The sequence below is a fragment of the Isoptericola sp. MSGPD8_1_ISO-PGPR-S23-394 genome (assembly GCF_058072785.1).
On sequence record NZ_CM176517.1, the window covers coordinates 841887 to 868877 of the forward strand.

Consider the following 26991-nt stretch of genomic DNA (forward strand, 5'->3'; position numbering starts at 1 on the left):
GTGCCGGTGTGGCGGGAGCGCCGATCCAGCATCTGTGGACAACCTTGCCACCCGTCGCCTGTGGGTGCACGACACGCCGCGGCGGCGACCGGTCAGACGGCGCGTCGTGCACCCACAGCGAGGGGGGTCAGCTGTCGATGAGGCCGGGCTTGCGCTCCATGCCTGCCAGACCGTTCCAGGCCAGGTTCACCAGGTGCGCGGCGACGTCGGCCTTCTTGGGGCGGCGGGCGTCCAGCCAGTACTGACCGGTCAGCGCCACCATCCCCACGAGCATCTGCGCGTACAGCGGCGCGATCTTCGGGTCCAGCCCGTTGCCCTTGAACTGGTCCGCGAGGATGTGCTCGACCTGCGCGGCGACGTCGCCGATCAGCGAGGAGAACGTGCCGGTCGCCTGCGCCACGGGAGAGTCGCGCACCAGGATGCGGAACCCGTCCTCGGACGTCTCGATGTAGCCGAGCAGCGCCAGCGCGGTGCGCTCCACCATGAGCTTGGGGTGCCCGCCCTCGGCCAGGGCGCCCGTCAGCGCGGAGGTCAGCGCCTGCACCTCGCGGTCGACGATGACGGCGTAGATGCCCTCCTTGCCGCCGAAGTGCTCGTAGACCACGGGCTTGGAGACCTCCGCGGTGGCGGCGATCTCCTCGACGCTGGTGCCCTCGAACCCCTTCGCGGCGAACAGACCGCGGCTCACCGCGAGGAGCTGCTCCCGGCGCTGGCTCGCGGTCATCCGGGCACGCGGGACACGCTTGGACGCGCGGGAGTCGGCAGGCATGAGTCCATCATGCCTGCTCCGGGCCGCCCACCGTGTGGTCCGCGCCACGCCGGCCCCTCGTCCGGTTCGCCCGGATGTGCGCGGGGCACCCCGGGCGACCTGGCAGACTGGGGCACGGACGCGTGACGGCGGTGCGCAGCAGGTGGGCAGTACCGCGTGCTGCGGGGAGCATCCCGGGCCGCCGTGGCGCACCGATCCGCCTTGGTGTAATCGGCAGCACACGGGTTTTTGGTGCCCTTGGTCCAGGTTCGAGCCCTGGGGGCGGAGCGCTCGCGACACCCCGACAGAGACGGAGCACCGGTGGTTCCCACGGCCCCCCAGGTCAACCAGGACGCAGCTCGCGGTCCGACGCCCGTACCGGACGACCTGCCGCGACCGGCCGCCGTCGTCGTCCTCGCGGCCGGGCAGGGCACCCGCATGAGGTCCGCGACGCCGAAGGTGCTGCACGCCCTCGGCGGTCGCTCGATGCTCGGGCACGCGATGACCGCCGCGCGCGAGCTCGACCCGGCGCACCTCGCCGTCGTCGTCCGCCACGAGCGGGAGCAGGTCGCCGCCGCGGCGCACGAGCTCGACGAGGCGGCCGTGGTCGTGGACCAGGACGAGATCCCCGGCACGGGGCGCGCCGTGCAGTGCGCGCTCGACGCGCTCGACGCCCGGGCGCACGCCGCGGCGGCCGCCCGGCTCGCGGACGCGGGCGGCGACGCCGAGAGCTCGCTCGGCGACGGGCTGGAGGGCTCCGTCGTGGTCCTCGCCGGGGACATCCCGCTGCTCGACGGCGCCGCGCTCGGCGAGCTGCTGGCCGCCCACCACGCCGACGGCAACGCCGTGACGGTCCTGACCACCGAGCTCGACGACGCCACCGGCTACGGCCGGATCGTGCGCGAGCAGGGCACGGGCGACGTCGTGGCCATCGTCGAGCACGCCGACGCCACGGCCGAGCAGCGCGAGATCCGCGAGATCAACTCCTCGGTCTACGTGTTCGACGCCGCGGTGCTGCGCCGCGGTCTCGGCAGTCTCGGCGACGACAACGCGCAGGGCGAGGTGTACCTGACCGACGTCATCGCCTCGGCCCGGGCCGAGGGCGGCGCCGTGCGTGCGCTGCTCAGCGACGACCCCATGCTCGTCGAGGGCGTCAACGACCGCCTCGCGCTGGCGACCCTCGGTGCCGAGCTGAACCGCCGCATCCTCGCGGACTGGATGCGGGCCGGCGTGACCGTGGTCGACCCGGGCACCACGTGGGTCGACGCCGACGTCGAGCTCGCCCAGGACGTCACCCTGCTGCCCGGCACGCAGCTGCACGGGGCCACCCGCGTCGAGGCCGGCGCCACCATCGGCCCGGACACCACGCTGACCGACGTCGAGGTCGGCCCGGACGCGACCGTGGTGCGGACCCACGGCTCGCTCGCCGTGATCGGGGCCGGCGCGAGCGTCGGGCCGTTCGCCTACCTGCGCCCGAACACGGTGCTCGGGGCCCGCGGCAAGATCGGCACGTTCGTCGAGACGAAGAACAGCGAGATCGGCGAGGGCTCGAAGATCCCGCACCTGTCGTACGTCGGGGACACGACCATCGGCGAGCAGAGCAACATCGGCGCCGCGTCGGTCACGGTCAACTACGACGGCGTGCACAAGCACCGCACCGTGATCGGCTCCCACGCCCGCACGGGCGCGGACAACATGTTCGTCGCCCCGGTGACGGTGGGCGACGGCGCGTACACGGCCGCCGGCAGCGTCATCACGCGCGACGTGCCGTCCGGGGCGCTCGGTGTCAGCCGCTCCCAGCAGAAGAACGTCGACGGCTGGGTCGAGCGCCGCCGTCCGGGGACCGCCGCCGCGGAGGCCGCCGTCCGGGCGCGCGCCGAGGCTGGCACCGACGGGCTCGGCGCGCAGGCGCAGCGCGAGCTGGCCGAGCACAATGCCCTCACCGGGGCCACCCCGACGTCCCCCGACGACGCCGGGACCCCGGAGTCCTCCGAGTCCGCCTGATCGCCCGCCCCGAGCCTCGCACCGAAGGAAGCAACCCCCACATGAACACCTCGATCCCCGGTACCGGAGAGCGCAACCTCGTCCTCGCGGCGGGCAGGGCACACCCCGAGCTGGCTGAAGCCGTCGCCGACGAGCTCGGCATCGGCCTGCTGCCGGTGTCGGCGTACGACTTCGCGAACAGCGAGACGTACGTGCGCTTCGGCGAGTCGGTGCGTGGCGCGGACATCTTCCTGCTGCAGAGCCACACCGCTCCGGTCAACCAGTGGTTGATGGAGCACCTGCTCATGGTCGACGCCGCGAAGCGCGCGTCGGCGCGCACGGTGACCGCCGTGACGCCGTTCTACGGGTACGCCCGCCAGGACAAGAAGTCGCGGGGGCGCGAGCCGATCTCGGCGCGGCTCGTCGCCGACCTGCTGCGCACCGCGGGTGCGGACCGGATCATGAGCGTCGACCTCCACACCGCGCAGATCCAGGGGTTCTTCAACGGGCCGGTCGACCACCTGTGGGCGATGCCGCTGCTCACCGAGTACGTGCGCACCCGCGTCGACACCTCCAACGTGACGGTGGTGTCCCCAGACGCCGGCCGCATCCGCGTCGCCGAGCAGTGGGCCGAGAAGCTGGGCGGCGGGCCGCTGGCCTTCGTCCACAAGACCCGCGACGTCACCCGGCCCAACCAGGCCGTCGCCAACCGCGTCGTCGGCGACGTCGAGGGGCGCGAGTGCGTGCTGGTCGACGACCTCATCGACACCGGTGGCACGATCGCCGAGGCGGTCAAGGTCATCATGGACGCCGGGGCGAAGTCCGTCGTGGTCGCGGCGACGCACGGTGTGCTCTCCGACCCAGCGGGGCAGCGGCTCAGCGAGTGCGGCGCCTCGGAGGTCGTGGTCACCAACACCCTGCCGATCTCGGCCGAGAAGAGGTTCGACCGGCTGACCGTGCTGTCGATCGCGCCGCTCATCGGGCGGGCGATCCGCGAGGTCTTCGACGACGGGTCGGTCACCTCGCTGTTCGACGGCAACAGCTGAGACGAGCACGACAGGGCCGCGTCCCTCGCCGACTTCCCTCCGTCCCGCCCCTCCGGGTACAGTAGTCAGGTTGCCTCGGCGAGGGACGTCTGACGGGCGCCGGCTTTTCGCAAGAATCGCCCGCAGAGCTGGATCCGTCGGATTTCCGTGATCGACTGGGCGGCTGCCGGTAGAGCGCGCACCCGCGCCGACCGTGCGGCGCTCACGATCGCGTCCGTCACGTGTCCCACGCCGACGCAGCCGCCCGTCCGCGCCGGTTCCCCATCGCGGACAGCCGATGGCTCCCTCTGGTCGTCGGCACGCACAGACCTTTAGCAGGAGTGATCCACATGGCCGAGATCAAGCTCGCCGCCGAGGCCCGCACCGAGTTCGGCAAGGGGGCCGCCCGCCGCGCCCGCCGCGCCGGCAAGATCCCCGCCGTCCTCTACGGCCACGGCGCCGACCCGCTGCACATCAACCTGCCGGGCCACGAGACGATGCTCGCCGTCCGCCACACCAACGCGCTGATCGGCCTCGACGTCGACGGCGAGGGCTACCTGGCGGTCGTCAAGGACGTCCAGCGTCACCCCGTGCGCGCCGACATCGAGCACGTCGACCTGCTCCTGGTGAACAAGGGCGAGAAGATCGCCGTCGACATCACGGTGCACGTCGTGGGCGAGTCCGCCCCGGGCTCGATCCACCTGGTCGAGGAGCAGACGCTCTCCGTCGAGGCCGACGCCACCAACATCCCGGAGTACGTCGAGGTCTCCATCGAGGGCCGCGAGGCCGGCGACCACATCGTCGCGGGCGACGTCGAGCTCCCGGAGGGCGTCGAGCTCCTCACGGACGCCTCCTACACCGTCGTGACGATCACCGAGCCGCGCGGCGAGGAGTCCGCGGACGAGGAGTCGGCCGCGTCCGCCTCCCCGGAGAGCGGCTCGTCCCCCGAGTGACCCTCGTCTGACGAGGCAGCAGCACCCGAACGCCCGACGGCGGCCCCGCGCCGCCGTCGGGCGTTCTGCTTGCCGGGGCTACAGTGCACCCGGCGGAAGGATGGAGAGCATGTCGGACACGCCCTGGCTCGTCGTCGGGCTCGGCAACCCCGGACCGAAGTACGCCGGCAACCGGCACAACGTGGGTCAGATGGTGCTCGACCTGCTGGCCGGGCGGACCGGCAGCCGGTTCGCGAAGCACCCCCGGGCGCAGGCCGTGGTCGCCGAGGCGCGCCTCGGGACGCTGGCCGGCGGGGCCCCCGGACCGCGCGTGGTCCTGGCCAAGCCGACCACCTACATGAACACCTCCGGCGGACCCGTCTCGGCGCTGGCCCGGTACTACGGGATCGACGCCGACCACGTGCTGGCGGTTCACGACGAGGTGGACATCCCGTTCGACACCGTCAAGCTCAAGGCGGGCGGGGGAGAGGGCGGGCACAACGGCCTGCGCGACATCTCCAAGGCGTTGGGGACGCGCGACTACACCCGGGTCAGGGTCGGCGTCGGGCGCCCCCCGGGCCGGATGGACACGGCGGACCACGTGCTGCGCGACTTCTCGGCGACGGAGCGCAAGGACCTGCCGATGCTGGTCGACGACGCCGCCGACGCCGTCGAGATGGTCGTCACCGAGGGGCTCCTGGCCGCGCAGGGGAAATACCACGCGCGCGCCTGACGGGTGCCGTGGGCGCCAGTTTCACCCGCCCGTCCTGCCCTGATTCACCCGCCGACGGCGGCCTCGGGCGACCGTCACCTGCCTACGCTGGTGGTCGGTCCGCGAGGGAGGGCACATGACGACAGGTGTCGCGCTCGCGCACGACTACGCGACGCAGCGCGGCGGCGCGGAGAGGGTGGCGCTGCTGCTCGCGGAGGCGTTCCCCGGTTCGCCCCTGTACACCACGCTGCACGACCCGGACGGGACGTTCCCGGAGTTCGCCGGGCTCGACCTGCGCACCTCCCGCCTCGACCGGGTGGGGGTGCTGCGCCGGAACCACCGGCTCGCGCTGCCCCTGCTCGCTCGCGCCGTCGACGGACAGCGGGTCGACGCCGACGTCCTCGTCGCCTCGTCCACGGGCTGGGCGCACGGCTACCGGGGTGCGCAGCGGACCGTCGTCTACTGCCACGCCCCGGCCCGCTGGCTCTACCAGCGCGACCGGTACCTCGGTCCTGTCGGCGGGGGCCCGTCGCGCCGGGTGCGGCGCGCCGTCGTCGCCACTGGCCTGGGCGCCGTCTCACCCGGACTGCGACGCTGGGACGCCGCGGCCGCGGACCGGGCCGACGCCTACCTGGTGAACTCGACGGTCACGCGGCGCGCCGTCCGGGACGTGTACGGCATCGACGCCGAGGTCCTGCCGCCGCCACCGGCGATGCTGCCGACCGGGCCCGAGCGCGAGGTGGCCGCTCTCGCCCCGGGGTTCCTGCTCTGCGTGGCACGGTTGCTGCCCTACAAGAACGTCGACGTCGTCGTCGGGGCCGCGCAGGCCACCGGCCGAGAGCTCGTGGTGGTGGGCTCCGGTCCCGACCGGGCCCGGCTCGAGGCGCTGGCCGCGCGGAGCGGGAGATCGAGGGGTCGGGTGCACCTGCTCGGCCGGGTCGACGACGCCACGTTGCGCTGGCTCTACCGCCGCGCGTGCTTGCTGGTGGCCGCCTCGTACGAGGACTACGGGCTCTCCCCGCTCGAGGCGGGAGCGTTCGGCCGCCCGAGCGTCGTCCTGCGCGACGGGGGATACCTGGACACCGTCGTCGCAGGGGTCAACGGCGTGTTCTTCGACGCCCCGCGTGCCGACCTCGTCGCCGCCGCGATCGAGCTCGCGGCGTCGTCACGCTGGGACGAGGCGCGCATCGTCGAGCACGTGGACCGGTTCTCGGCCACGCGCTTCGCGGAACGGCTCCAGGCCGTCGTCGCCGAACAACGCACGACGGCCGGTGCGGGCCGGTGACGGGAGAGGACGTCTCATGACCATCAGAGAGTTCCTGCGCACGGTGTGGACCGCCAAGTACCTGGTGCTGGCGGCTGTCGTGGTGGTCGGTGCGGCCGCGCTGGTCTATCTCGACCGTCAGGAGACGACGTACAGCGCCACCGCCGAGGTGCGCGTCCTCGGGGTGCAGACCGCGCAGGGCGGCAGCGACGAGGTCGTCCGCGTCACGGTCGACACCTCGGCCGACGACGTGCTGGCCGCGCCGGTGATGGAGGCAGCGGCCGAGACGTCGGGCGAGGTGTCCGCGGCCCAGCTGGCGGCGCTCGTGACGGTCGAGGGAGACGACGAGGACGCCTCGATCGTCACGGTCAGCGTGGAGACGACGGACCCTGCCCGCTCCGTGGCCCTCGCGAACGCCGTCGCCGAGGCGTACGCCGCTCACGTCCCGGTGCTCCAGGAGGAGCAGCTCGCCGCTCTCGACGGACGCCGAGAGGTGCTCGCCGAGCAGCTCGACGGGGTGACCGGGCGGATCGAGCGCAAGCCGGAGGACCCGCTCGCCCTCGCCGAGCAGGACACCATCGTGGGCGAGTACACGACGCTCACCGAGCGGTTCAACACGTTGGGATCGATCACCGAGCCGGCCGAGGTCAGCATCCCGGCGGACAGCGCGACCGAGCTGGGCACGTCTCCCGCGGTCGTCGGAGCGGTCGCCGTCCTGGTGGGCCTCCTCGCGGGGATCGGGCTGGCCTTCGCCCGCCGTGGGCTCGACTTCCGGGTCCGCTCGACCGCCGAGGCCGCGCGCCTCGCCGACTCCCCGGTGCTCGCGGAGCTCTACTCCGTCCGGGACGCACGCCGGGACTTCGGGAGCACGCAGGTGCTGCCCGTCTCGAGCAAGGTCGCCACCCCGTTCACCGAGTCCATCCGTGAGCTACGGACGTCCGTGCAGGTCTCCCTCGATGCCGTCGACTCGGTCGTCATCGCGGTCACGGCGGCGGACCCGCACGCTCCGCGGTCCTTCATCACCGCGAACCTGGCGGCGTCGTTCGCGCTGAGCGGCCGGCGGACCATCGCCGTCTCCGCCGACCTCAGGCGGCCGCAGCTCGACCGCATGCTGCCGTACCCGGACGGCTGGCACGGCGGACGGAAGGGCGTGCGGGGGACCCGCGTGCCGAACCTCGGTGTCCTGACGATCACCGAGGACGCGATGGATCCCGCTGACTTCCTCGCGACCGCCCGGGCCACGGCGTTGATCGACGACCTGCGTCGACGGGCGGACGTCGTCGTGATCGACGCCCCGCCCGTGCTGGCGGCCGCGGACGCGACGATCCTCGGTCGCTATGCCGACGGTGTGGTGCTCCTCGCGTCGGCGGGCCGGACGGACTCCACGGTGCTTCGCGAGGCCGCGGAACGGCTCCGGACGACGAACGTCCGGCTCGCAGGGATCGCCCTCGAGGGCGTCAAGAGCGACCGCCGGATGCTCTACGCCTCGACGTACGGCGAGGACGACGGCGCCCCGCGCCGGGTGCGCTCGTTCGGCCGGCGCTCGGAGCCCGCCGCGGTACCGGACCCGGGGAGCGCGGCCGCCGAGCCGGCGTCAGGTCCTCCGGCGCGCTCGTCGAACCGGGTGCCGCTGTGGGACGCCGTGCCCGGGTCGCCGGAGGCGGACCCGAGCAGCGCCCCTGAGCCGTCGGCCGACAGCCCCGCCGCCGGTGCGGAGGTCCGTGTGCCCGAACCCGTGGACGGGCGTCGTCCGCCGGCCACGTGATCCCCGACCGGGCGACCCGGCGTCCGCCGCCGGAGACCCTGCGTGTGCTGGTGCTGGACCACACGGCGGACCCCGGAGGTGCCGAGCTCGCCCTGGTCCGGCTCTGCGCGGCGATCGGTCCGGAGGTCAGCGTCCGTGCCGTGCTGTTCGCCGACGGTCCCCTGCGCGCCGCCCTCACCGACGTGGGCGTGCCGGTCGACGTCCTGGAGCTGGAGCCCGGGGTGGCGGGTCTCGGGCGCCGTGAGGCTCTGCGAGGCGGCCTCGGGTGGCGCGGCACCCTCGGTACCCTGCTGTTCGTCGCCCGGCTCGTGCGCCTGCTGCGTCGCCTGCGCCCCGACGTGGTGCACACCACCTCGTTGAAGGCCGACCTGCTCGGGACCGTCGCGGCGGTCGCTGCCGGTCGTCCCGTCGTCTGGTACGTCCACGACCGGATCGCCGCCGACTACCTGCCTCGACCGTTGGTCCGTCTCGTCCGCACGCTCGCCCGCGCCCCGCGGGCGCTGATCGCGAACTCGCGGGCCACCGCCAGCACCCTGCCCCGACGCGCCACCGTCGCCTACCCGGGCTTCGCCGCCGACCAGAGGGCGGACCGCGCGCCGCGGGAGGCCCCGGGGGACGCACCCGTCGGGGACGCACCCGTCGTGGGGATCGTCGGCCGGGTCAGCCCGACCAAGGGGCAGCTCGAGCTCGTCGGTGCGCTGCCCGCCGTCCTGGCGAGGTACCCGCGGGCGACGGTGCGGATCGTGGGCGGGGCGCTCTTCGGCGGCGGGGAGCATGCCCGCCAGGTCCGGACCGAGGCCGAACGCCTCGGCGTCGGGGCGCACGTCGTGTGGACCGGGCACGTCCCCGACCCGGGACCCGAGCTCGACCGGTTCGACGTCTGCGTCCACGCCTCCCCGGTCCCGGAGCCGTTCGGGCAGGTGGTCGTGGAGGCGATGGTGCGTGAGGTCCCGGTCGTCGCGACGCGCGCCGGAGGCGTGACGGAGATCCTGTCGCACCCGGACGGCGACCTCGGGGTCCTCGTCGCCCCGGGTGACGTCGACGCCCTGGCCGCCGGGGTCCTGGCCGTGCTGGACGACCCCGACGCCTCGAGGGAGCGGGCACGCAGGGCGCGCACGGTGGCGGAGGATCGGTTCACCGTGGAGCGGACCGCCGCCGTCGTCACCGCCGTGTGGCGCCGGGCTGCCGCACGGCGGCGATGACCTCGGCCATCCGGGCCGCCTGGGTGCGCCAGGTGGGGAGGTCGTCCGCACCGCCGGCGGCAGGTCCGGCCCCCCGCAGCGCGGCCCGGACGGCGGCAGGGAAGCCGCCGGCGTCGACGCTCGTCACCAGCGGGTCCGCGCTGTCGTCGAACCCGGCGACCGGTGTCGCGACGACCGGTCTCCGGACGGCCTGGTACTCGTAGAGCTTGAGCGGGTCGAGGCTCGACGTGAAGCCGTTGACCAGGTGCGGCACCAGCAGGACGTCGGCGTGCTGGAGGTACGCCGGTACGGCGGTCCAGGGGCGGGCGCCGAGCAGGGCCACCCCTGCGTCGCGCAGCGACGCGCGTTCGTCGGGCGGGACGTCCACGACCGGGCCGACGACGACGACCGTCGCCTCCCCGGCGACGTCCCGGGCCGTCCGGAGCAGGAGCGGGACGTCGAACCGGTCGGGGTGCACCGTCCCGAGGTAGAGGGCCACGGTGCCCGGTGGCATGTCGTCGGGGCGTGGGACGGGCCGCCGGTACCTGTCGACGTCGACGCCGTTGGTCACGAGGACGGCGTCGTCGCGACCGAGCGCGCGCCGCCGTCCGCCCTTGGTGCGCACGAGGTCGGGCGAGCACACCGTGACGGCGGCGCACCGGTCCAGCAGGAGCTCCTCGTCCGCGTCGAGCCGCGTCCTCTCGGCCGTGGTCCGCGCCGCCCGGGTCCAGTCGTCGGTGACGTCGTAGAGGGCCGGCCACCCGCTGGTCCGGACCAGCGTGGCGGCTGCCGGGTCGTTCACCCAGAGCACCGGTGTGACGAACCCGAGGGAGCGAGCGGCACGCCGGACGCCGCGTGCCAGGCGCTCGTCGGCGCGCGGGTCGATGCGCCGGGGCAGCAGCTTGGTCGGCTGGTACAGCCACAGCCGGCCCGCGCCCGGTTCGCCGGCGGGCGGACGGTGCAGCCCACGGCCCGCGCGGGGCCGGGACCGCCTGCTGATCTGGTGCAGAGGGTCGGCGGGGGGCTCGACGAAGAGGATCCGCAGGTCCGGGTGCGTCGCCAACAGCTCGGTGACGAGGTGCTGGTTGCGGCGGCGCACGAGGTCCCAGTCCTCGAGCGACGCGATCACGAGCTCGTCACCGGCGGCAGGTCGGGGCCGGCGCCCGCGGTGTGTCGCTGCCGACCCGGCGAGCACCCTGCGGTACACGGCGTCGGTGGCCGTCTGTTGCGCCTCCGGGGTGAAGTGCCGCCGCTGACGTTCCCTGGCGGCGGTCCCGTAGGCGTCGCGGTGCTCCGGGTCGGCGGCGAGCTCGGCCAGGTGCTTGCCGGCGATGTCGGCGTCGTGCGGCGGGAAGCACGCGAGCGGGTCCAGGCCGTCCAGGAGCTCTAGGTGGCCACCGGCTCCGGCCGCGACGACGGGAAGCCCCTGCGACATCGCCTCGAGGACGCTCAGACCGAGCCCTTCGACGGGACAGGGGGCGAGGAACAGGGCGGCCCGCGACATCAGCGCGTCGACGTCCCCACGCTCCCCGAGGAACGTCACCGAGCCGTCGAGACCGAGCCGACGGGTCTGCTGCTCGAGCGCGGGCCGGCGCGAGCCGTCGCCCGCCACCACGAGGTGCCACCCGTCGGCCCCGAGCCCGGAGGCCGCGAACGCCTCGATCCCGACGTCGGTGCGCTTCTCCGGTTCGAGACGCTGGGCCATGAGCACCACCCGACGCCGTCCCGCCGCCCGGGGTCCGTCGGGCCGCGCGCAGATCCCGGGCGGGACCACGGTGCTGGTCCCGTCGACCCGGTCCGCGACGTACTCGCTGATCGAGAGCTGTGCCTGGACCACGCTGCGGGCGAACCGCGCCACCAGGCCTCCGAGGGTCCCGGACCCGCGGGCCCGACCGAAGTGACGGGTGGTCACCACCGGCGGGAACCGGCCCGGCGGCAGCGTCCGGGAGGCGAGGGCGGCCGCGACCTCGGCGGCGGTCATGTGGGTGTGGACCAGGTCGGCGTCGGAGGCGGCGCGCAGCGCCCGGACGACGGCGGCCGTCGACGTGGCCGGCGCCAGCCCGACCGACCGGTCGCCGACGGCCGCGCGCATCCGGTCGGTGGCGCCCCCGACGACGCGCACGTCGTGCCCGGCCGCGGCCTGGGCGGCGGCGAGCCGGGCCACGTGCCGCTCGACCCCGGCGAAGCCGTCGGACCGGACGGCGTGGACGATCCTCATCGGTGTGCCGCCCTCTGGTCGACGTCCCCGGCGATCGAGCGCAACAGGTCCAGGTACTGCCCGGCCACCCGGTCCCAGGTGTGCGTCTCGGCCTCCTGGCGCGCGGCACGTGCGAGCGTCTCCCGTTCGCGCGGGCTCGCCCGCACGACCTGCGCGAGGCCTCGCCGCACGTCCTCGACGGTGCGATCGACGAGATACCCGTCGACGCCGTCACGAACCACCTGTGGTGCGTAGCCCACGGGGGTCGCCACGACCGGGACGCCGCACGAGAGCGCCTCGAGCACCACGAGGGCGTTCGCCTCGTAGGCGCTGGGCAGGGCGAGGACGTCGGCGCCGTGCAGGAACGGCCGGGAGTCCTGGACCTGGCCCGCGACGTGCACCCGGTCGGCGATCCCGAGTCGGGCGACGTCGCGCCGCAGGGCGTCGAGCATCGTGGAGGTGCCTCCGACGACGGTGACGTGGACGCCGGGCAGCTCGACCGCTGCCTCGAGGACCAGCGGGAGGCCCTTGCGGTCGAACTCGTGGCCGACGAACACGACGTTCGTCGCGCCGTCGGGGATCGCGGCGCGGGCGAGCTCTCGTTCGGCGGCCGTCGGTGGGCGGAACCTCTCGACGTCGACGCCGTTGCCGATGACGGAGGTGCGCGGCCGCACCCGGGGGTAGGTGCTGTGCAGCGCGTCGCGCTCCGCCGGCGTGAGGTTCACGACGGCGCGATGGGTCCCGCTCCGGTAGCGCCACGTGTCCCGCACGGAGGTGAACAGGTGCACGGGGTTGCGCAGCATCCGCCACGCGTAGCCGCCCCGCGCGGCCATGGCCACGCGCAGGATCCCGTGGTTGACGTAGACGGCTCCGGCGAGGGCGTCGTTGTGGCACACGCCCACCGTGCCGGGCTCACGGGCGAGCCTCCGCCGCGCGAGCACCGACCCGACCGTCGAGAACCACACCACCCGGCACAGCAGGCCCAGCCGCCCGCGCACGCCCGGGCCGGGCCGCGGGAGCCAGCCACCGCGCGCGTCGTCCAGCGTGAACCGGTCGACGTCGATCCCCGCCGCGAGCCACTCCTGCTCCAGGTGGTGCGCGACGGCGCCGACGCCCGTGCCGGGGCCGATGGTCGGGGCGATCTGGAGGATCTTCATCGGGCCGCCATCTCCTGCACGGATCGCAGGTCGTCCCCGGGCATCGCCGAGCCCGTCCGTACGCGCGCCTCGTGCCGGACGCGGGCGTAGTCCTCCGCGCCCAGACAGATGCCGATGACGGCGAACGGCACGGAGACCACGACGGCGGTCCAGAACAGGTCGAACTGCCCCTGGATCAGCCGCATGAGCAGGATCGAGAGCGCGAGCGTGCCGAACCGCGGGTCGATCCGCCACAGCACGACCAGAGCGCCGAGGAACAGCGTCAGGAACCCTGCGAGACCCACGACCCCGGCGGAGGAGAGCATCTCCAGCTCGGCGTTGGGAGGCTGGAAGACGAAGTCGGTGCGGTCGGCCGTCCACCAGCGCAGGCCCACACCGAACCACGGGCTGCTCTGCCAGACCTCGATGGCGTCCTGGTACCAGGCGAGCCGTTGGTTGGCGGAGTTGAACTCGTTGTCCTCGGCCAGCTGCTCCTGGACGGCGCCCCACACGAAGTAGATCGCGGGGACCGCGGCGAGCAGGACGAGCTTGGAGCGTTTGCGGTCCGGGTCCGCCCGCAGCGTGATGAGGATGACCCCGACGGCCAGGCCGACCAGCGCCTGCCGGGCCTGGGACGCCAGCACCGCCAGCGAGCACAGCCAGAAGGCCGACTGTGCGAACCAGCGCGGCCAGCCCACCCACCACGGCCGGGCGTAGGCCACGAGCGCGGCGAAGGCCACCACCGCACCGATGAGGTTCTTGTGCATGGGGTAGGGCCACTCGAGGTAGACCGGACCGGTCACTCCGGTGACGAGCTGCCGCGCCGCGACCAGCAGGGTCAGCGCGGAGATGCCGAGGCACGCCCCGAGGAACAGGGTCAGGCCGAGCCGTGCCCGTCCGGCTCGTCCGACGGCCCACCCGACGACGAGAGCGCCGCCGACGGACAGCCAGGCGTGGAACCACTCGACGGTGTTGGCCTGGTAGGGGTTGACGACCACCGTGAACAGCGTGGCGACCTGGTAGGCGGCCGAGAGCCACAGCATCGAGCGCATCGGCCGAGAGAAGGGCCGAGGGGCCAGGAACAGGGCCAGCCAGAAGGCGCCGAAGAGCGCGACGTCGGAGATCGACAGGTCGAACCCGCCGCCACCGACACGCTCGATCACGACGAGGGCGGGCATCGCGAGGACCGGCAGCGCGACGGGCTCGTAGATCGTCAGGCCGACGGCGAGCACGAGCGCGGCCGCGGCGGCCGCGTACACCGCGTGGCCCGGGACGAGGAGACCGACGGTGGCGAGTGCAGCCGTCACCGCGACGACCCCGACGACCCAGGCGGCCGAGCGCCGGATCACGGCGTCCCGACCGCTCGGGGTACCGCCTCGCGGTACGGCAGCTCGGTGCGGGCCGGTCCGCGCAGGTACGAGTGCAGCCGACGGCGAGCGGCGGCACCGCGCTCTCCGTCCAGCAGCAGCGCGCGCGGTGCGGCCCCCACGACCCCGCCGACCCGTGCCACGTGCCAGCCCACGCGGCCGTGGTGCTTGCGCAGGTAGTGCTCCTGGGAGGCGTGGAAGTGAGCGTCCCGGCGCGACGGGTCGCTGCTGGTCGCCCCGCCGAGGTGGACCGCCCGCGCCTCCGGGACGACGGCGTGGCGCCATCCGGCCCGGTGGGCACGGTAGGCCCAGTCGGTCTCCTCAGCGTAGAGGAAGAACCGTTCGTCGAAGCCGCCGACCTGGGCGAGCGCCTCGCCCCGGAGCAGCAGGACCGACCCGATCACGAAGGACCGTGACGGCCGGGTGCGCCGCAGCGCACCGAGCCCGAGCGCCTCGACCCATGCCGCCGCGGGGGAGGGGTAGGGCCAGACGACCCGCGCGGGCGTGCCGGCCTCGTCGACCTGCGCGGGGCCGACGCTCGCGGTCCGGGGCCGCGCGCGCAACGCCTCCTGGAGGGTGGCGACGTCCTCGGGCCCGACGACGGCGTCCGGGTTGAGCAGGAGCACGTCGGCGCCCGGGACCTGGCGGTGGGCGAGGGCGTGGTTGACGCCCGCCGCGAACCCGCCGTTGCGGCCCGGGTCGAGGTAGAGCCCTCCGGCCTCCTCGGTGATCTCTCGGATCCGCGCCAGGGAGGAGTTGTCCACCACGGTGAGCGGGTACCGGCCGACCAGCGGGGCGAGCGCGTCGCGGACCAGCTCGGGAGAGCCGTAGGCGACGACCACCACCTCGGGCGGGTCGACGGTGGCCAGCGCCGGCGCGGCCGGGGCGACCGCCCGGTAGAGCTCGTGGTAGCGGCGGGCGACCTCCTGCCACGAGCACGCCGCGGACCGTTCAGCACCGGCGCTGCGCAGGCGGTCCGCGAGGCCGGGCTCGTCGCGCACCCGCCGCAGGGCGGTCCGCAGGGCCGCGGCGTCGTCCGGGGGGACGAGCAGTCCGGCACCGCCGACGACGTCGGGCAGCGCCCCGGTGCGGGTGGCCACCACGGGCACGCCGCACGCCATGGCCTCGACCGCCACGCGGCCGAACTGCTCGACCCAGCCGGGGGTCTCGCGCGACGGCACCGCGAGGACGTCGAGCGACCGGTAGAACGCCACGAGCGCGTCGCCGTCGAGCGCCCCGTGGAAGCGGGCGTCCAGTCCCGCCGTCCGGGCCTGGTCCTCCAGCCTTCGGCGAGCCGGTCCGTCCCCGGCCAGCTCGAGCCGGAGGTCAGGTTCTCCCGCGACGGCCCGGAGCAGGGCGTCGACGCCCTTGTGGTCGGCGAGGCGCCCGGCGTAGCCCACCCGCCACGGGCGTCCGCCGTCCTGCGACGGGACCGGCGCGGGGGAGAAGTGCGCCGGGTCCACGCCCAAGGGGATCGTCTCGACCCGGCCGGTGGCGCCCTTGGCGGTGCAGAGGCGTCGCGCCTCCTCGTTGCAGACCGAGACGCCCGCGGCGACACGCAGCGCGCGGGCCTCGAACCAGCGGAAGGGCCACGGGTAGCGCTTGGGCAGGTTCTGCGCCGAGTACAGCACGACGGGCGGCACCGGGCGGCCCAGCACCGCCCGGAGGCGGCGCAGCGCCAGCACCTCCGCGGTCGCGAGCGCGAAGGGCTCCTCGTGGACGTCGACGAGGTCCCAGTCCTGGCCCAGCGCGCGCCACAGCGCGAACGGGTCGTAGACGAAGAGGGCGGGGTGCCGGCCCAGGGTCCGTACGCCCCGTACCGGTTCGCCCGCCCGGGGGACGAGCCGGACGCGGGAGCCGCCCTCGTCCCAGGCGCGGGCCGTGAGCAGCCGGACGTCCACCCCGCGCGCGCGCAGCTCGCGCTCGCGCTCGCGCCACGCGTCGACGACAGCGCTGTGCGAGACGCGGAGGACCTTCATGTCGACGATCGTCCCCCGCTCCTGCGGGCCGGGGAACCTGGCGGCCGGGTAATCACCCGGCGCGGGCGGAAGTTCACCCCGCACGGCAGGGCGACGGTTCACCCGCCCGGGGCGGATTTCCACCCGCTCCCCGCCTGTCCTGCCGCCGGAGCGACTGGTTACTGTCGACGGGACGCCTGTTCCGTGACCTGAGGAGACTGCCATGAGGGTTCTCGTCGACGGCGACCGGGGCTATGTCGGTGCCGTCCTGGTACCGCTCCTGCGGGCGCACGGGCACGAGGTCGTCGGCCTCGACGTCGGGTGGTACGACGGCTGCGACTTCGGCACGCCCGCCGCGGACTACGAGCAGCGCACCGGCGACGTGCGGGACGCGCGACCGGAGGACCTCGAGGGCTTCGACGCGGTGGTCCATCTGGCGGCGATCAGCAACGACCCGATCGGGCACCTCGCACCGGACGCGACCTTCTCGGTGAACGCGGGCGGAGCGATCCACATGGCCGCGTCGGCCAAGGCTGCGGGGGTTCCGCGCTTCCTGTTCTCGTCGTCGTGCTCGCTGTACGGCGCGGCGGGGGACGCGCCGGTGGACGAGCAGAGCGCGTTCAACCCGGTCACCCCGTACGGCGAGTCGAAGGTGCGCGCGGAGCGGGGGATCTCTCCGCTCGCGGACGACTCGTTCAGCCCCACCTACCTGCGCAACGCGACGGCGTACGGGTCGTCGCGGCGGCTGCGGGCCGACATCGTCGTCAACAACCTGACGGGCACGGCGTTCACACGGGGCGAGGTGCGGTTGCAGTCCGACGGCTCGCCGTGGCGGCCCCTGGTGCACGTGCAGGACATCTCCCGGGCCTTCCTGGCCGCGCTGGAGGCCCCGCGCGAGGTGGTGCACGACCAGGCGTTCAACGTGGGCCGCGACGAGGACGTCGTGCAGATCCGCACCGTGGCCGAGCAGGTCGCCGAGGTCACGGGGGCGCCGGTGACCTTCGCGCCGGGGGCGGGGGCCGACGCCCGCAACTACCGCGTCGACTTCGGCAAGATCCGCAGCCTGCTGCCCGGGGCCGACCCCTGCTGGACGGTGCGCGACGGTATCGAGGAGCTGTGGCGGGACATGCGCGAGCGTGGCCTGGAGGCTGGGGACTTCGAGCAGACGTTCGTCCGGCTGCACCGCATCGAAGAGCTGGCGTCCGCCGGTCGCCTGGACCTCGCCTCGCTGCGCATGGTGGTGGCGGCGTGACGGCGACGACGGCCGCGGCGGCTGCTGCCGGGCTGGCGGCGTCGGTGCCGGCGTGCCGCCTGTGCGGCGCGGAGCTGACGCGGACGTTCGTCGACCTGGGCATGTCCCCGCCGTGCGAGGCGATCCTGCGGGCGGACCAGGTCGACCAGGGGGAGACGTTCTACCCGCTCAACGTGCGGATCTGCACGCAGTGCCTGCTGGTGCAGCTGCCCGCCTACGTCGCCGAGACGGAGATCTTCGACGACTACGCCTACTTCTCCTCGTTCTCCACGAGCTGGGTCGAGCACGCCCGTCAGTACGTCGAGAAGGCGGCCGACCGGCTCGGGCTCGACGCCGGGTCGTCGTTCGTCGTGGAGGTGGCGAGCAACGACGGCTACCTGCTCCAGCACGTGCAGGCGCAGGGCATCCGCTGCCTGGGGATCGAGCCGTCCCGCACGGTCGCCGAGGCGGCCGTGGCGCAGGGGATCCCGACGCTCGTGGAGTTCCTCGGGGAGGACACGGGCCGCGCGGTCCGCGCCGAGCACGGACCGGCCGACCTCGTCGTGGCGAACAACGTGTTCGCGCACGTGCCGGACATCGTCGACTTCGCGAAGGGCCTGCGGCAGCTGGTCGCCGACGACGGGCGCGTCACCATCGAGATCCCGCACCTGCTGCGCCTCATCGAGGGCAACGAGTACGACACGATCTATCACGAGCACTTCAGCTACCTGTCGTTGCTGACCACGCAGAGGGTGCTCGCGGCCGCCGGGCTCACGGTGGTCGACGTCGAGGAGCTCCCCAGCCACGGCGGGTCCTTGCGCACGTGGTCGGCGCCGACGGAGACCGTGGAGTCCGGGAGCGTCACCCCGACGGCGGCGGTCGCCGAGGTGCTCGCCGCCGAGGCCGACTTCGGCCTGCACACCGTCGAGGGGCACGACGGCTTCGCCGAGCAGGTCGCACAGGTCCGCGACGACTTCGTGTCGTTCCTCATCACGGCCCGCCGCGAGGGCAAACGGGTGGTCGCGTACGGGGCGCCGGGCAAGGGGAACACGCTGCTCAACCACTGCGGGGTGCGAGCCGACCTGCTCGAGCTCGCCGTCGACCGGAACCCCTACAAGCACGGCCGGTTCCTGCCCGGCACGCACATCCCCGTGCACGCTCCCGAGGCGCTCGACGCCGCCCGACCCGACTACGTCGTCATCATGCCGTGGAACCTGCGCAGGGAGATCTCCGCCCAGCTCGCGCACGTCGCGGAGTGGGGTGGCCGCCTCGTCGTGGCCCTCCCGCACCTCGAGGTGTTCGAGCCGGGGACGTGACGGTCGCCCGGCCGGTCGCGTCCTGGCGGTGCCGGTGGTGCGGGGCGGACGACGGCTCCGTCGTGCTCGACCTGGGCGAGCAGCCCGCGGCCGACGTGTTCCCCCCGGTCGGAGCCACGGGCGCGGACGACGCGTACCCGCTGCGGATGGTCCTGTGCGCCGGGTGCGGCCTGGCCCAGCTCGAGGAGGACCCGACCGATGCCGACGAGCCGCGGGGGATCGAACCGGCAGCCCTCGTCGCGCAGGCCCGTGCGGCGGTCGACGACCTCGCCGCCGCCGGCCTGGCGGCCCCCGGTGCCCGTGCGGCGGAACGGCCCAGCCCGCACGGCGGCTCCTGGCTGGGCCATCTGGCCGAGCGCGGCCTGACGGTCGTCCCGGACGAGCCGGGCTCCGACGACGGACCGGTGGACCTCCTCGTCGACTCGCTCGGCATGATGCACGACGCCGACCAGCGGGCGGCCCTCACGGACCGGGCCGGCCGCCTCGCCCCCGAGGGGGTGCTCGCCCTGCACGTCCACCCGCTCGGCACGATCCTGCGCACGAACGCCTGGAACGCGCTGCGGCACGGGCACTACGCCTACTACTCGGTGACCTGGCTCGTGCGCGCCGCCCGGGAGGTGGGACTCGTACCCGTGGGCCTGTGGCGCTACCCCTTGTACGGCGGGACGGTCGTGCTCGCTCTCGCCCGTGCCGGTTCCGCCCGTGCCGGGGCCGCCGACGGCACGGCGCCGCTGGGCACGCTGGACGAGGTGCTCGACGCCGAGCGGGCAGCAGGCGTGACGGCACCGGAGGCGGTGGCGGGGCTCCAGGACGCCGTCCGGCAGACGGTCGAGAGCCTGGGCCGCTGGGTCGCCGACCATCGCTCCGAGGGGGTCGTCGGCTACGGGGCGGCGTCGCGAGCGGTCGCCCTCCTGACGCTCGCCGGGGTGAGCGGGCGCGACATCCAGGCCGTGGTCGACGCCTCGCCGGCCAAGCACGGACTGGCGATGCCGGGCACCGGCGGTCCCGACGGCACGCCCAGGATCCCGATCGTCGGTGCGGCGGCACTGGGCACGCTCCGTCCCCGGTGGGTGCTGCTGTTCGTCCCCGACCTGCTCGGAGAGGTGCGTCGGGCGCTTCCCCGCGTCGAGGGCCGGGGCGGGCGGTGGGTGGTCGCCGAGCCGGTCCCGCGCGAGATCGAGCCTGAAGCGGTCAGCGCGTCCTGAGCCGCGCGACCAGGTCCTGCCACGAACCGGCACCACGGTCGCGCGCGCTCACGGTCGTGATGTCGACGGGCCACCCGATGCCCAGGTCCGGGTCGAGGTGGTGCACCGCGACGTCCTCGGTCGGGTCGTGCTCGGCGTCGATCCGGTAGCAGACGTCAGCGGTCTCGGTGAGGGTTTGGTGGCCGTGGAGCATCCCGCGGGGGACGGCCAGCACCCGGAAGTCGACGTCGTCGAGCGTGAACGCCTCCCACTGCCCGAAGGTCGGCGAACCGGGCCGGGCGTCGACGACCACGTCGAGGACCGCGCCGTGGGCCACCCGGACCAGCTTCGCCTCACCGGACCCCACCCGGCCGTGCAGCCCGCGGACCACGCCACGCGAGGACCGGGACTGGCTGTCCTGGACGTACGCGGCCGGGTCCAGGTCCGCCGACGCGGCGGTCTCGGCGTCGAAGGTGCGGGTGAACAGCCCCCGGTCGTCGCGGTGCGGGACGGGGACGAGCAGCAGCACGCCGTCGAGCGACGTCGTCCTGATCTCCATGCTCCCCACCGTAGGAGGGGCCGGCTCGGGGCCGGGCCCCGAGCCGGGGTGAATTCTCGTCCCGGTGCGGATGAAAAGGCCGCGCAGACCTACACCGCGGCACGTCGACGACTCAGACTGACAGCGACGGCGGCGCTGGCCGGCCACGGACGCGGGCGGAGAGAGCACCATGACGCAGCAGACGGCGGCAGACGGTGAGACCGGACTTCGGGACCGGTCCTTCACCCGGTCGGACGTCGCCCAGGCGCGTCTGCACCGGCTCGTGCCGGGCGGAGCTCACACCTACGCCCGCGGGTCGGACCAGTACCCCGAGGGCATGGCACCTGTCATGGCTCGAGGGGCCGGCGCGCACGTGTGGGACGTGGACGGCAACGAGTACGTCGAGTACGGCATGGGCCTGCGTTCGGTGACCCTGGGACACGGCTACCGCCCCGTCGTCGACGCGGTCGCCGCCGCGATCGTGGACGGCGTCAGCTTCTCCCGGCCGACGGTGTGGGAGCTGCGTGCCGCCGAGGCCTTCCTCGAGCAGGTCCCGACCGCCGAGATGGTCAAGTTCGCCAAGAACGGCTCGGACGCGACGACGGCGGCCGTGCGGCTGGCGCGCGCCGCGACGGGCCGCGACCTCGTCGCGGTCTGCCGCTCGCAGCCCTTCTTCTCCGTGGACGACTGGTTCATGGGCACGACCGCCATGTCCGCCGGCATCCCGCAGGCGGTGCGCGACCTGACGGTGACGTTTCCCTACGACGACCTGCCCGCCGTCGAGGCGCTCGTCGCGCAGCACCCGGGCCGCGTCGCCGCCCTCGTGCTGGAGGCGGAGACCGCCGGCGCGTCGCCGTCACCGGGCTACCTGCCGGGGCTGCGGACGCTGTGCGACCGCGAGGGCATCGTCCTCGTCTTCGACGAGATGATCACCGGGATGCGGTGGTCGGCCGGCGGGGCCCAGGCCGTCCACGGGGTGACGCCCGACCTGTCCACCTGGGGCAAGGCGCTCGGCAACGGGTTCGCGGTCTCGGCGCTCGCGGGCACCCGGGACCTCATGGAGCTCGGCGGCCTCGACACCGACGCCGACCGGGTGTTCCTGATGTCCACGACGCACGGCGCCGAGACGGCGGGTCTCGCGGCCTACCTCGCGGTCCACGACGCCTACGCCGGGTCGGACGTCCCCGGGATCATGGCCGCGCGGGGCGAGCGCCTGCGAGCGGGCGTCACCCAGGTCGTGGCGGACGCCGGGCTCTCCGCGTACGTGACCGTCTCGGGACACCCGGCGTGTCTCGTGTTCGGCACCCGCGACCCCGCGGGCCGCGCCTCGCAGGCGTACCGGACGCTGTTCCTCGCCGAGCTGCTGCGCGGCGGGGTGCTCGCGCAGTCGTTCGTCGTCTCGGCCGCGCACACCACGACGGACGTCGACCGGACCGTCGAGGCCGTCCGCGCCGCTCTGCCCGCCTACGCCGCGGCTCTGGACGCGGGCACCACCGACGGCCTGCTCGGCGGACGGCCCGTGGCGCCGGCTCTGCGTCCGCGGGCCGCGCCCCGGCGTCTTCGTGACCACCGGCTCACCGAGAGGTTCAACTCATGAAGGTCGTGCTCTTCTGCGGCGGACTCGGCATGCGCATGCGTTCGGCCGACAGCCAGCTGCCCAAGCCGATGATGCCCGTCGGCTCGCGCCCCGTCCTGTGGCACATCATGAAGTACTACGCGCACTTCGGGCACACGGAGTTCGTGCTGTGCCTCGGCTACGGCGCACGCGCCGTCAAGGACTACTTCCTCGACTACCGCGAGACGCACTCGAACGACTTCGTCCTGACCAAGGGCTGCACCGAGGTCAGGATGCTGTCCACCGACGTGAGCGACTGGACGATCACGTTCGTCGACACCGGGATGGACACCTCGATCGGGGAGCGGCTGCGCCGCGTGCGCAAGCACCTGGACGGGGACGAGATGTTCCTCGCCAACTACGGTGACGTGCTCACGGACGCCCCCCTCGACGAGATCATCGAGGACTTCGCGCGGACCCCCGCGGTCGGCACGCTGCTCGCCGTCGACCCGCAGGACTCCTTCCACGTCGTCAAGATCGACCCGGACGGCAACCTGGAGGGCATCGAGCCCGTCGCCGACATGGAGATGCGCATCAACGGCGGCTACTTCGTCCTGCGCCAGGGGATCTTCGACTACCTGGAGGAAGGCGACGACCTGGTGATGGACGGGTGCGTCCGTGCCGCCAAGGACGGACTCTTCCGCGCACAGCGCTACGACGGCTTCTGGGCCCCGATGGACACGTTGAAGGAACGGTCGCAGCTCGAGGAGCTCCACCGCACGGGACAGAGCCCGTGGGCGCTCTGGGAAGGGTGGCACCGCGAGCCCGGGAGGAGGGTCCCCGTGGTCGATCTCGCCGTCCTGGACCCGGCCGCCCCGGGCGGGCGTCGGTGACCGGCTGGAGACCGGACGTCCGGCCGCGGGTGGCGGTGTTCGGCCTGTTCGGGACGGGCAACTTCGGCAACGAGGCGACGCTGTCGACGGTGCTCGGGAGGATCGGGGACCGTGCTGCCGTCCTGGTGGTGTCCGAGGGGGCGGAGCGGGTGGCACGCGAACGAGACGTGGGCGCCGTCCGGCTCGTCCCGCCGTTCACCGGACCGCGGAGGACCCTGCCGGGGATGTTCGGGCTGGCCGCCAACCGGATCTCGGCGCTGGGCCGGGCCTGGGCGGTCGTGCGCGACGTCGACGCGGTCGTCGTGGCCGGTTGCGGGGTCTGGGAACGGTTGGGGGCAGGCCCGTTCGGCACTGCCTTCGAGATCTGGTGCCTCGCCGCCGCGGCGCGGATCCGGCGCAGGACCTTCGTCCTGCTCGACGTCGGTGTGCAGCGGCAGGACGCGTGGCTCACGCGCTCCTTCATCCGTCAGGTGGCACGGTGGTCGGCCTACCGGTCCGTCCGGGACGAGCTGTCCCGACGCGCGCTGCTCGACATGCGTGCCGGTGACCCGGACGATCCCGTCGTGGCCGATCTCGTGCTGGGGGCGTCCGGGAACCGGGGCCAGGCCGGGCCGCGGGGTGATGGCACCGGTCGGCCCGTCGTCGTCCTGGGCGTCATGACGTACTTCGCCGAGGACGACGACCCGGCGCGGCGTGCCGACGCCCACGCGCAGTACGTCGACCGGTCGGTCCTGCTCGTCGACCTGCTCGACGCGGCCGGCTATCGGGTGGTGCTGGTCGGGGGGGACGAGTACGACCTGCCGACGGCGCACAGGGTCGCCGCCGCGTCCACGGCCCGGGTCAGCTCCGCAGGCGATCTCGAAGAGCTGCGGGCGCTCATGACGGGAGCCGCGGCAGTGATCGGTGCGCGCTATCACACGCTCGTCATCGCGGCGCTGGCCGGTGCGCCGGTGATCGCGCTCGCCTACGGGACCAAGCACGGCGAGCTCCTGCGGCTGCTCGGCAGCAGCGACCTCAGCTTCGACATCGACACGTTCGTGCCGTCGGGGGTGGTCGGCGCGGTCGCACGAGCCGTGCGGGAGCGGGACGGGCGCCTGGCCGCGGCAGAGCGCGGGCTCGCGGCGGCACGCGCCGGCCTGGACCGTGAGTGGGAGGCCGTGGAGCGCACGTGGGCCGGACGGTCCCGAGCCCCGGTCGCGTCCTCGGTGGAGGACGGACGATGAGGCTCGCGGACGTGGACGGACCGGTCACGGTCGTCTGCCTGGCGGCGCACCCCGACGACGTCGAGATCGGTTGCGGGGCGACGCTCCTGGCGCTCGGGGAGAGCAGGGAGGTCTCCGGGGCGATCCTGACGATGACCGGCAGCGCGGAGCGTGAGGACGAGTCGCGTGCCGCCGCCCAGGCCTTCGTGCCCGGTGCCGAGGCGCACTTCGCCGGGCTGCCGGACGGGCGCCTCCCCGAGCACTGGGGTCGGGTCAAGGCAGCGATGCACGAGGTGGCGGAGCGGGTGCCCGCTCCGGACCTGGTCCTCGCGCCACGGATCGACGACGCGCACCAGGACCATCGCCTCGTCGGCGAGCTCGCGTCGACGGTCTGGCGCGGACCGACGGTGCTGCACTACGAGATCCCCAAGTGGGACGGCGACCTCGGGCGTCCCAACGTGTACGTCCCGGTGACGGCCGACCAGGTGCGGCGGAAGATCGAGCTGCTGGACGCCTGCTACCCGTCGCAGGCCGGCAGGGGCTGGTGGGACGCCGAGACGTTCCGCGGGCTCCTGAGGATCCGGGGGATCGAGGCACGGACCGGGTACGCCGAGGCGTTCACGACCCACAAGGTGGTGCTCGAGCTGTGACGGCGCGCGTCCCACGGGTGTCGATCGGCATTCCCGTGTTCAACGGCGAGGACTACCTCGCGGACGCTCTGCGGTCTGCCCGCTCCCAGACCTTCGAGGACGTCGAGATCATCGTCTCCGACAACGGGTCCACCGACGCCACGCGAGAGATGTGCCGCGCCGCCGCCGCGGAGGACGACCGCGTCGTCTACCTCCGCTACGACGAGAACCGCGGGGGCGGATGGAACTACATGAACGTGGCCAGACGCGCTCGCGGCCGGTACTTCACCTGGCTGGCCGCCGACGACGTGAAGCTGCCCGGGTTCACCCTCGCCTGCCTCCGCGCGATGGACGGCGACGAACGAGCGGTGTTCGCGTGCACCCGTGCGCAGGTCATCGACGAGAACGGGGCAGTTCTCGAGACGCTCCACGACGACGCGATGGCCCTCGACGCGCCGGATCCCGTCGTCCGGGTCAGGAACATGCTCCGGGCCCAGGCCTCGCATGTGGTCTACGGCCTCATCCGGACCGCCGTCCTGCGCCGGACGCGGGGACTGATCTCGATGGTGGGCGACGACATCGTGCTCAACACCGAGCTGCTCTGCCGCGGGCCGATGGCGCAGTCGAGCGAGCTGTGCTTCCGGCCCCGCAAGCACGGGGCACAGCTCTCCCAGCACGGGCACGAGCAGGTGCGATGGCACGACCCTCGGGGCGACGTGCGATTCGCCTTCCCGCAGACCCGGCTGAGTCTCGAGCTCTATCGTGCCGCAGCGCTCGCACCCCTCTCGCCGGAGCAGAAGGCCCGCGCGTGGCAGGCGATCAGCACCTCGTGGGTCCTGCCACGCTGGCGGGGGGTGGCTCGTGACGTCGCGGTGGCCACCGGCCTCCCGGCGCCCGTCCGCGCCGGATGAGCTAGGGCGAGATCTCGGACAGCACGGACGCCAGCGCCTGCCACGACACCCGCCAGTCGTGCGAGAGCGCGTACTCGCGGGCACCCCGGCGCGCCGTCCGGAGACGAGCGGAGTCGTCGTGCAGAGCGGCCAACGCCGCCGCGATCGCGGACGGGTCGCCGGGTTCGACGAGGATGCCGGCGTCGCCGGTGGCCTCGGGGATGCCCCCGACCCGGGACGCCACGACGGCGCAGCCCGACGCGAGGCCCTCCAGCGCCGTGAGCGCGAAGGGTTCCGGCCAGACCGACGGGACGACGAGGACGTCCGCCACCGACATCAGGCGCGCGACGTCGTGCCTCGGCACGAAGGGGAGCACGCGGGCGCGATCTCCCAGGGCGGCCGCAGCGCGCCGGACGGCCCGCTCGTAGTCGGTGAGCGGCTGCTCGGCGTCGAACCCGGAACTTCCCACGACGGTGAGCCGCACGTCACGGTCGGTGAGGCGCGTCATCGCGTCGAGCGCCACGTGCGCTCCCTTCGACGGCACCGTGCGCCCGACGAAGAGCACCTCGAGCCGGTCGCCGGCGCCCCGCGCGGCGCGGGGCGCGAAGTGCTCCGTGTCCACCCCGTTGTGGACCACGCGGACGACGTCGGCCATCCGGCCCGGCAGTCGGTCCCGGGTGACGTCGGCCAGGAACTCGCTCACGCAGACCACCCCTGCGACCTGGTCCAGGACGCGGCGCACCTCCCGTCGGGTGTAGGTGCTCAGCAGGTCGTTGTGCGCGTAGAGCACCGCCGCGTGGGTCCGGGTGTCGACGAGCGGGACCGCCTGGGGAGCGTTGTGCGCGAGGACGGACGCCGGTGCCCAGGAGTGCTGGTCGGCGAGTGCGGCAGCGAGCTCACGACGTCTGCCGGGCCGCGTGGCGGTGACCCGGGACCACGCCGCGTCCCGCCAGCGGTCGGAGCGCCGTGCCGGTGAGGCGGGATACTCGAGGACCTCGGCGCTGCGGTAGCGGTCCGGGTACGTCCCCTGCGCGACGACGACAGCCGGCCGCGGGGCGCCGTCCGGTGTCGCGGCCGCCAGCCCGTGCACGACGGTCGGGATCGCGCTCCCGGTGCGCGGAGAGAAGTGGTCCCCGGGAGTGATCACATGGATGGGGCGACGGTCCACGGCACGTCCAGTCGGCAGATGGTGTGCAGCGATGCTACCGAGGGTGCCCGCGGCCGGGCCCGTGGCGGACGGGTGAAGTTGTCGGCGTCTGCCCGTGGTCGGCGGCCTGGTCCTCGA

Annotated in this window: 22 protein-coding genes and 1 tRNA gene; 16 read left to right on the top strand and 7 right to left on the bottom strand. The window is 74.0% G+C overall.

All coding sequences use genetic code 11. From position 1 onward, the window contains the following. Positions 1-127: 127 nt before the first annotated feature. Positions 128-724: a TetR/AcrR family transcriptional regulator gene (locus AC3RJ8_RS03785; protein WP_489715568.1), complete on the bottom strand. Its 597-nt coding sequence runs from the start codon at positions 722-724 to the stop codon at positions 128-130. A gap of 240 nt (positions 725-964) precedes the next feature. On the opposite strand from AC3RJ8_RS03785, the gene AC3RJ8_RS03790 reads away from it, so the two are divergent. From AC3RJ8_RS03790 to AC3RJ8_RS03825, 8 genes are all read left to right on the top strand, one after another. Then, a tRNA-Gln gene (locus AC3RJ8_RS03790) sits at positions 965-1036 on the top strand. A 150-nt stretch (positions 1037-1186) separates the two neighbouring features. Further along, positions 1187-2752, top strand: coding sequence for a bifunctional UDP-N-acetylglucosamine diphosphorylase/glucosamine-1-phosphate N-acetyltransferase GlmU (gene glmU, locus AC3RJ8_RS03795; RefSeq protein WP_489715569.1), 1566 nt, complete (start codon positions 1187-1189; stop codon positions 2750-2752). Positions 2753-2793: 41 nt separating this feature from the next. After that, entirely contained in the window at positions 2794-3777 is a 984-nt protein-coding gene (locus AC3RJ8_RS03800) for a ribose-phosphate diphosphokinase (RefSeq protein WP_407316530.1), read from the top strand. A 329-nt stretch (positions 3778-4106) separates the two neighbouring features. Continuing rightward, entirely contained in the window at positions 4107-4709 is a 603-nt protein-coding gene (locus AC3RJ8_RS03805) for a 50S ribosomal protein L25/general stress protein Ctc (protein ID WP_489714612.1), read from the top strand. 109 nt (positions 4710-4818) lie between these two features. Next, on the top strand, positions 4819-5421 hold the full coding sequence (pth, locus tag AC3RJ8_RS03810; protein WP_489714613.1) for an aminoacyl-tRNA hydrolase: 603 nt from the start codon (positions 4819-4821) through the stop codon (positions 5419-5421). 115 nt (positions 5422-5536) lie between these two features. Continuing rightward, a complete protein-coding gene (locus AC3RJ8_RS03815; protein WP_489714614.1) occupies positions 5537-6685 on the top strand; it encodes a glycosyltransferase in 1149 nt (382 codons plus the stop codon). Between the two features lie 16 nt (positions 6686-6701). After that, positions 6702-8429 carry a CpsD/CapB family tyrosine-protein kinase gene (locus tag AC3RJ8_RS03820; RefSeq protein ID WP_489714615.1) on the top strand — a complete coding sequence of 576 codons (1728 nt, stop codon included), beginning with the start codon at positions 6702-6704 and terminating at the stop codon, positions 8427-8429. Then, positions 8426-9631 carry a glycosyltransferase gene (locus tag AC3RJ8_RS03825; RefSeq protein ID WP_489714616.1) on the top strand — a complete coding sequence of 402 codons (1206 nt, stop codon included), beginning with the start codon at positions 8426-8428 and terminating at the stop codon, positions 9629-9631. Before AC3RJ8_RS03820 ends, AC3RJ8_RS03825 begins: the two co-directional genes overlap by 4 nt. Here the strand turns inward: AC3RJ8_RS03825 and AC3RJ8_RS03830 are convergent. Genes AC3RJ8_RS03830 through AC3RJ8_RS03845 form a run of 4 tightly spaced genes read right to left on the bottom strand, consistent with a single transcriptional unit; the run spans position 9591 to position 16289 of the window. Further along, positions 9591-11828 (bottom strand): glycosyltransferase family 4 protein, encoded by a 2238-nt coding sequence (locus tag AC3RJ8_RS03830; RefSeq protein ID WP_489714617.1) that lies wholly within the window; start codon positions 11826-11828, stop codon positions 9591-9593. The two genes, AC3RJ8_RS03825 and AC3RJ8_RS03830, sit on opposite strands and share 41 nt — an antisense overlap. Beyond that, positions 11825-12964, bottom strand: a complete 1140-nt coding sequence (locus tag AC3RJ8_RS03835; protein WP_489714618.1) for a glycosyltransferase family 4 protein — start codon at positions 12962-12964, stop codon at positions 11825-11827. Before AC3RJ8_RS03835 ends, AC3RJ8_RS03830 begins: the two co-directional genes overlap by 4 nt. Then, complete coding sequence (locus AC3RJ8_RS03840; protein ID WP_489714619.1) at positions 12961-14292, bottom strand: O-antigen ligase family protein; 1332 nt, start codon at positions 14290-14292, stop codon at positions 12961-12963. The genes AC3RJ8_RS03835 and AC3RJ8_RS03840 overlap by 4 nt, the downstream gene beginning before the upstream one ends. After that, a complete protein-coding gene (locus AC3RJ8_RS03845) occupies positions 14289-16289 on the bottom strand; it encodes a glycosyltransferase (RefSeq protein ID WP_489714620.1) in 2001 nt (666 codons plus the stop codon). The genes AC3RJ8_RS03840 and AC3RJ8_RS03845 overlap by 4 nt, the downstream gene beginning before the upstream one ends. Before the next feature lie 202 nt (positions 16290-16491). Here AC3RJ8_RS03845 and AC3RJ8_RS03850 point away from each other — a divergent pair, with 202 nt between their 5' ends. The 3 genes from AC3RJ8_RS03850 to AC3RJ8_RS03860 are packed head-to-tail and all read left to right on the top strand — an operon-like array spanning position 16492 to position 20020. Beyond that, a complete protein-coding gene (locus AC3RJ8_RS03850; protein ID WP_489714621.1) occupies positions 16492-17520 on the top strand; it encodes an NAD-dependent epimerase/dehydratase family protein in 1029 nt (342 codons plus the stop codon). Further along, the gene (locus AC3RJ8_RS03855; RefSeq protein WP_489714622.1) at positions 17517-18815 is read left to right on the top strand and encodes a methyltransferase domain-containing protein; all 1299 of its coding nucleotides are present in this window, start codon (positions 17517-17519) and stop codon (positions 18813-18815) included. Before AC3RJ8_RS03850 ends, AC3RJ8_RS03855 begins: the two co-directional genes overlap by 4 nt. Then, on the top strand, positions 18812-20020 hold the full coding sequence (locus tag AC3RJ8_RS03860) for a class I SAM-dependent methyltransferase (RefSeq protein ID WP_489714623.1): 1209 nt from the start codon (positions 18812-18814) through the stop codon (positions 20018-20020). The genes AC3RJ8_RS03855 and AC3RJ8_RS03860 overlap by 4 nt, the downstream gene beginning before the upstream one ends. Here the strand turns inward: AC3RJ8_RS03860 and AC3RJ8_RS03865 are convergent. Beyond that, entirely contained in the window at positions 20007-20558 is a 552-nt protein-coding gene (locus AC3RJ8_RS03865) for a dTDP-4-dehydrorhamnose 3,5-epimerase family protein (RefSeq protein WP_489714624.1), read from the bottom strand. The genes AC3RJ8_RS03860 and AC3RJ8_RS03865 overlap by 14 nt on opposite strands. A gap of 169 nt (positions 20559-20727) precedes the next feature. Between AC3RJ8_RS03865 and AC3RJ8_RS03870 the strand changes: the two genes are divergently transcribed. Genes AC3RJ8_RS03870 through AC3RJ8_RS03890 form a run of 5 tightly spaced genes read left to right on the top strand, consistent with a single transcriptional unit; the run spans position 20728 to position 25727 of the window. Continuing rightward, complete coding sequence (locus tag AC3RJ8_RS03870; RefSeq protein ID WP_489714625.1) at positions 20728-22134, top strand: glutamate-1-semialdehyde 2,1-aminomutase; 1407 nt, start codon at positions 20728-20730, stop codon at positions 22132-22134. After that, positions 22131-22985 (top strand): sugar phosphate nucleotidyltransferase, encoded by an 855-nt coding sequence (locus AC3RJ8_RS03875; RefSeq protein WP_489714626.1) that lies wholly within the window; start codon positions 22131-22133, stop codon positions 22983-22985. The genes AC3RJ8_RS03870 and AC3RJ8_RS03875 overlap by 4 nt, the downstream gene beginning before the upstream one ends. After that, complete coding sequence (locus AC3RJ8_RS03880; protein ID WP_489714627.1) at positions 22982-24208, top strand: polysaccharide pyruvyl transferase family protein; 1227 nt, start codon at positions 22982-22984, stop codon at positions 24206-24208. Before AC3RJ8_RS03875 ends, AC3RJ8_RS03880 begins: the two co-directional genes overlap by 4 nt. Further along, on the top strand, positions 24205-24837 hold the full coding sequence (locus AC3RJ8_RS03885; RefSeq protein WP_489714628.1) for a PIG-L deacetylase family protein: 633 nt from the start codon (positions 24205-24207) through the stop codon (positions 24835-24837). The genes AC3RJ8_RS03880 and AC3RJ8_RS03885 overlap by 4 nt, the downstream gene beginning before the upstream one ends. Next, the gene (locus AC3RJ8_RS03890; protein WP_489714629.1) at positions 24834-25727 is read left to right on the top strand and encodes a glycosyltransferase family 2 protein; all 894 of its coding nucleotides are present in this window, start codon (positions 24834-24836) and stop codon (positions 25725-25727) included. Before AC3RJ8_RS03885 ends, AC3RJ8_RS03890 begins: the two co-directional genes overlap by 4 nt. A gap of 1 nt (position 25728) precedes the next feature. On the opposite strand, the gene AC3RJ8_RS03895 is transcribed toward AC3RJ8_RS03890, so the two are convergent. Continuing rightward, positions 25729-26874 carry a glycosyltransferase family 4 protein gene (locus tag AC3RJ8_RS03895; protein ID WP_489714630.1) on the bottom strand — a complete coding sequence of 382 codons (1146 nt, stop codon included), beginning with the start codon at positions 26872-26874 and terminating at the stop codon, positions 25729-25731. Positions 26875-26991 lie beyond the last annotated feature (117 nt).

Excerpts from the sequence above, each read along its gene's own strand:
- AC3RJ8_RS03785 (WP_489715568.1), bottom strand. The coding sequence starts at position 724 with ATGACCGCGAGCCAGCGCCGGGAGCAGCTCCTCGCGGTGAGCCGCGGT.
- glmU (WP_489715569.1), top strand. The coding sequence starts at position 1,187 with ATGAGGTCCGCGACGCCGAAGGTGCTGCACGCCCTCGGCGGTCGCTCG.
- AC3RJ8_RS03800 (WP_407316530.1), top strand. The coding sequence starts at position 2,794 with ATGAACACCTCGATCCCCGGTACCGGAGAGCGCAACCTCGTCCTCGCG.
- AC3RJ8_RS03805 (WP_489714612.1), top strand. The coding sequence starts at position 4,107 with ATGGCCGAGATCAAGCTCGCCGCCGAGGCCCGCACCGAGTTCGGCAAG.
- pth (WP_489714613.1), top strand. The coding sequence starts at position 4,819 with ATGTCGGACACGCCCTGGCTCGTCGTCGGGCTCGGCAACCCCGGACCG.
- AC3RJ8_RS03815 (WP_489714614.1), top strand. The coding sequence starts at position 5,537 with ATGACGACAGGTGTCGCGCTCGCGCACGACTACGCGACGCAGCGCGGC.
- AC3RJ8_RS03820 (WP_489714615.1), top strand. The coding sequence starts at position 6,702 with ATGACCATCAGAGAGTTCCTGCGCACGGTGTGGACCGCCAAGTACCTG.
- AC3RJ8_RS03830 (WP_489714617.1), bottom strand. The coding sequence starts at position 11,828 with ATGAGGATCGTCCACGCCGTCCGGTCCGACGGCTTCGCCGGGGTCGAG.
- AC3RJ8_RS03835 (WP_489714618.1), bottom strand. The coding sequence starts at position 12,964 with ATGAAGATCCTCCAGATCGCCCCGACCATCGGCCCCGGCACGGGCGTC.
- AC3RJ8_RS03845 (WP_489714620.1), bottom strand. The coding sequence starts at position 16,289 with ATGAAGGTCCTCCGCGTCTCGCACAGCGCTGTCGTCGACGCGTGGCGC.
- AC3RJ8_RS03850 (WP_489714621.1), top strand. The coding sequence starts at position 16,492 with ATGAGGGTTCTCGTCGACGGCGACCGGGGCTATGTCGGTGCCGTCCTG.
- AC3RJ8_RS03865 (WP_489714624.1), bottom strand. The coding sequence starts at position 20,558 with ATGGAGATCAGGACGACGTCGCTCGACGGCGTGCTGCTGCTCGTCCCC.
- AC3RJ8_RS03870 (WP_489714625.1), top strand. The coding sequence starts at position 20,728 with ATGACGCAGCAGACGGCGGCAGACGGTGAGACCGGACTTCGGGACCGG.
- AC3RJ8_RS03875 (WP_489714626.1), top strand. The coding sequence starts at position 22,131 with ATGAAGGTCGTGCTCTTCTGCGGCGGACTCGGCATGCGCATGCGTTCG.
- AC3RJ8_RS03885 (WP_489714628.1), top strand. The coding sequence starts at position 24,205 with ATGAGGCTCGCGGACGTGGACGGACCGGTCACGGTCGTCTGCCTGGCG.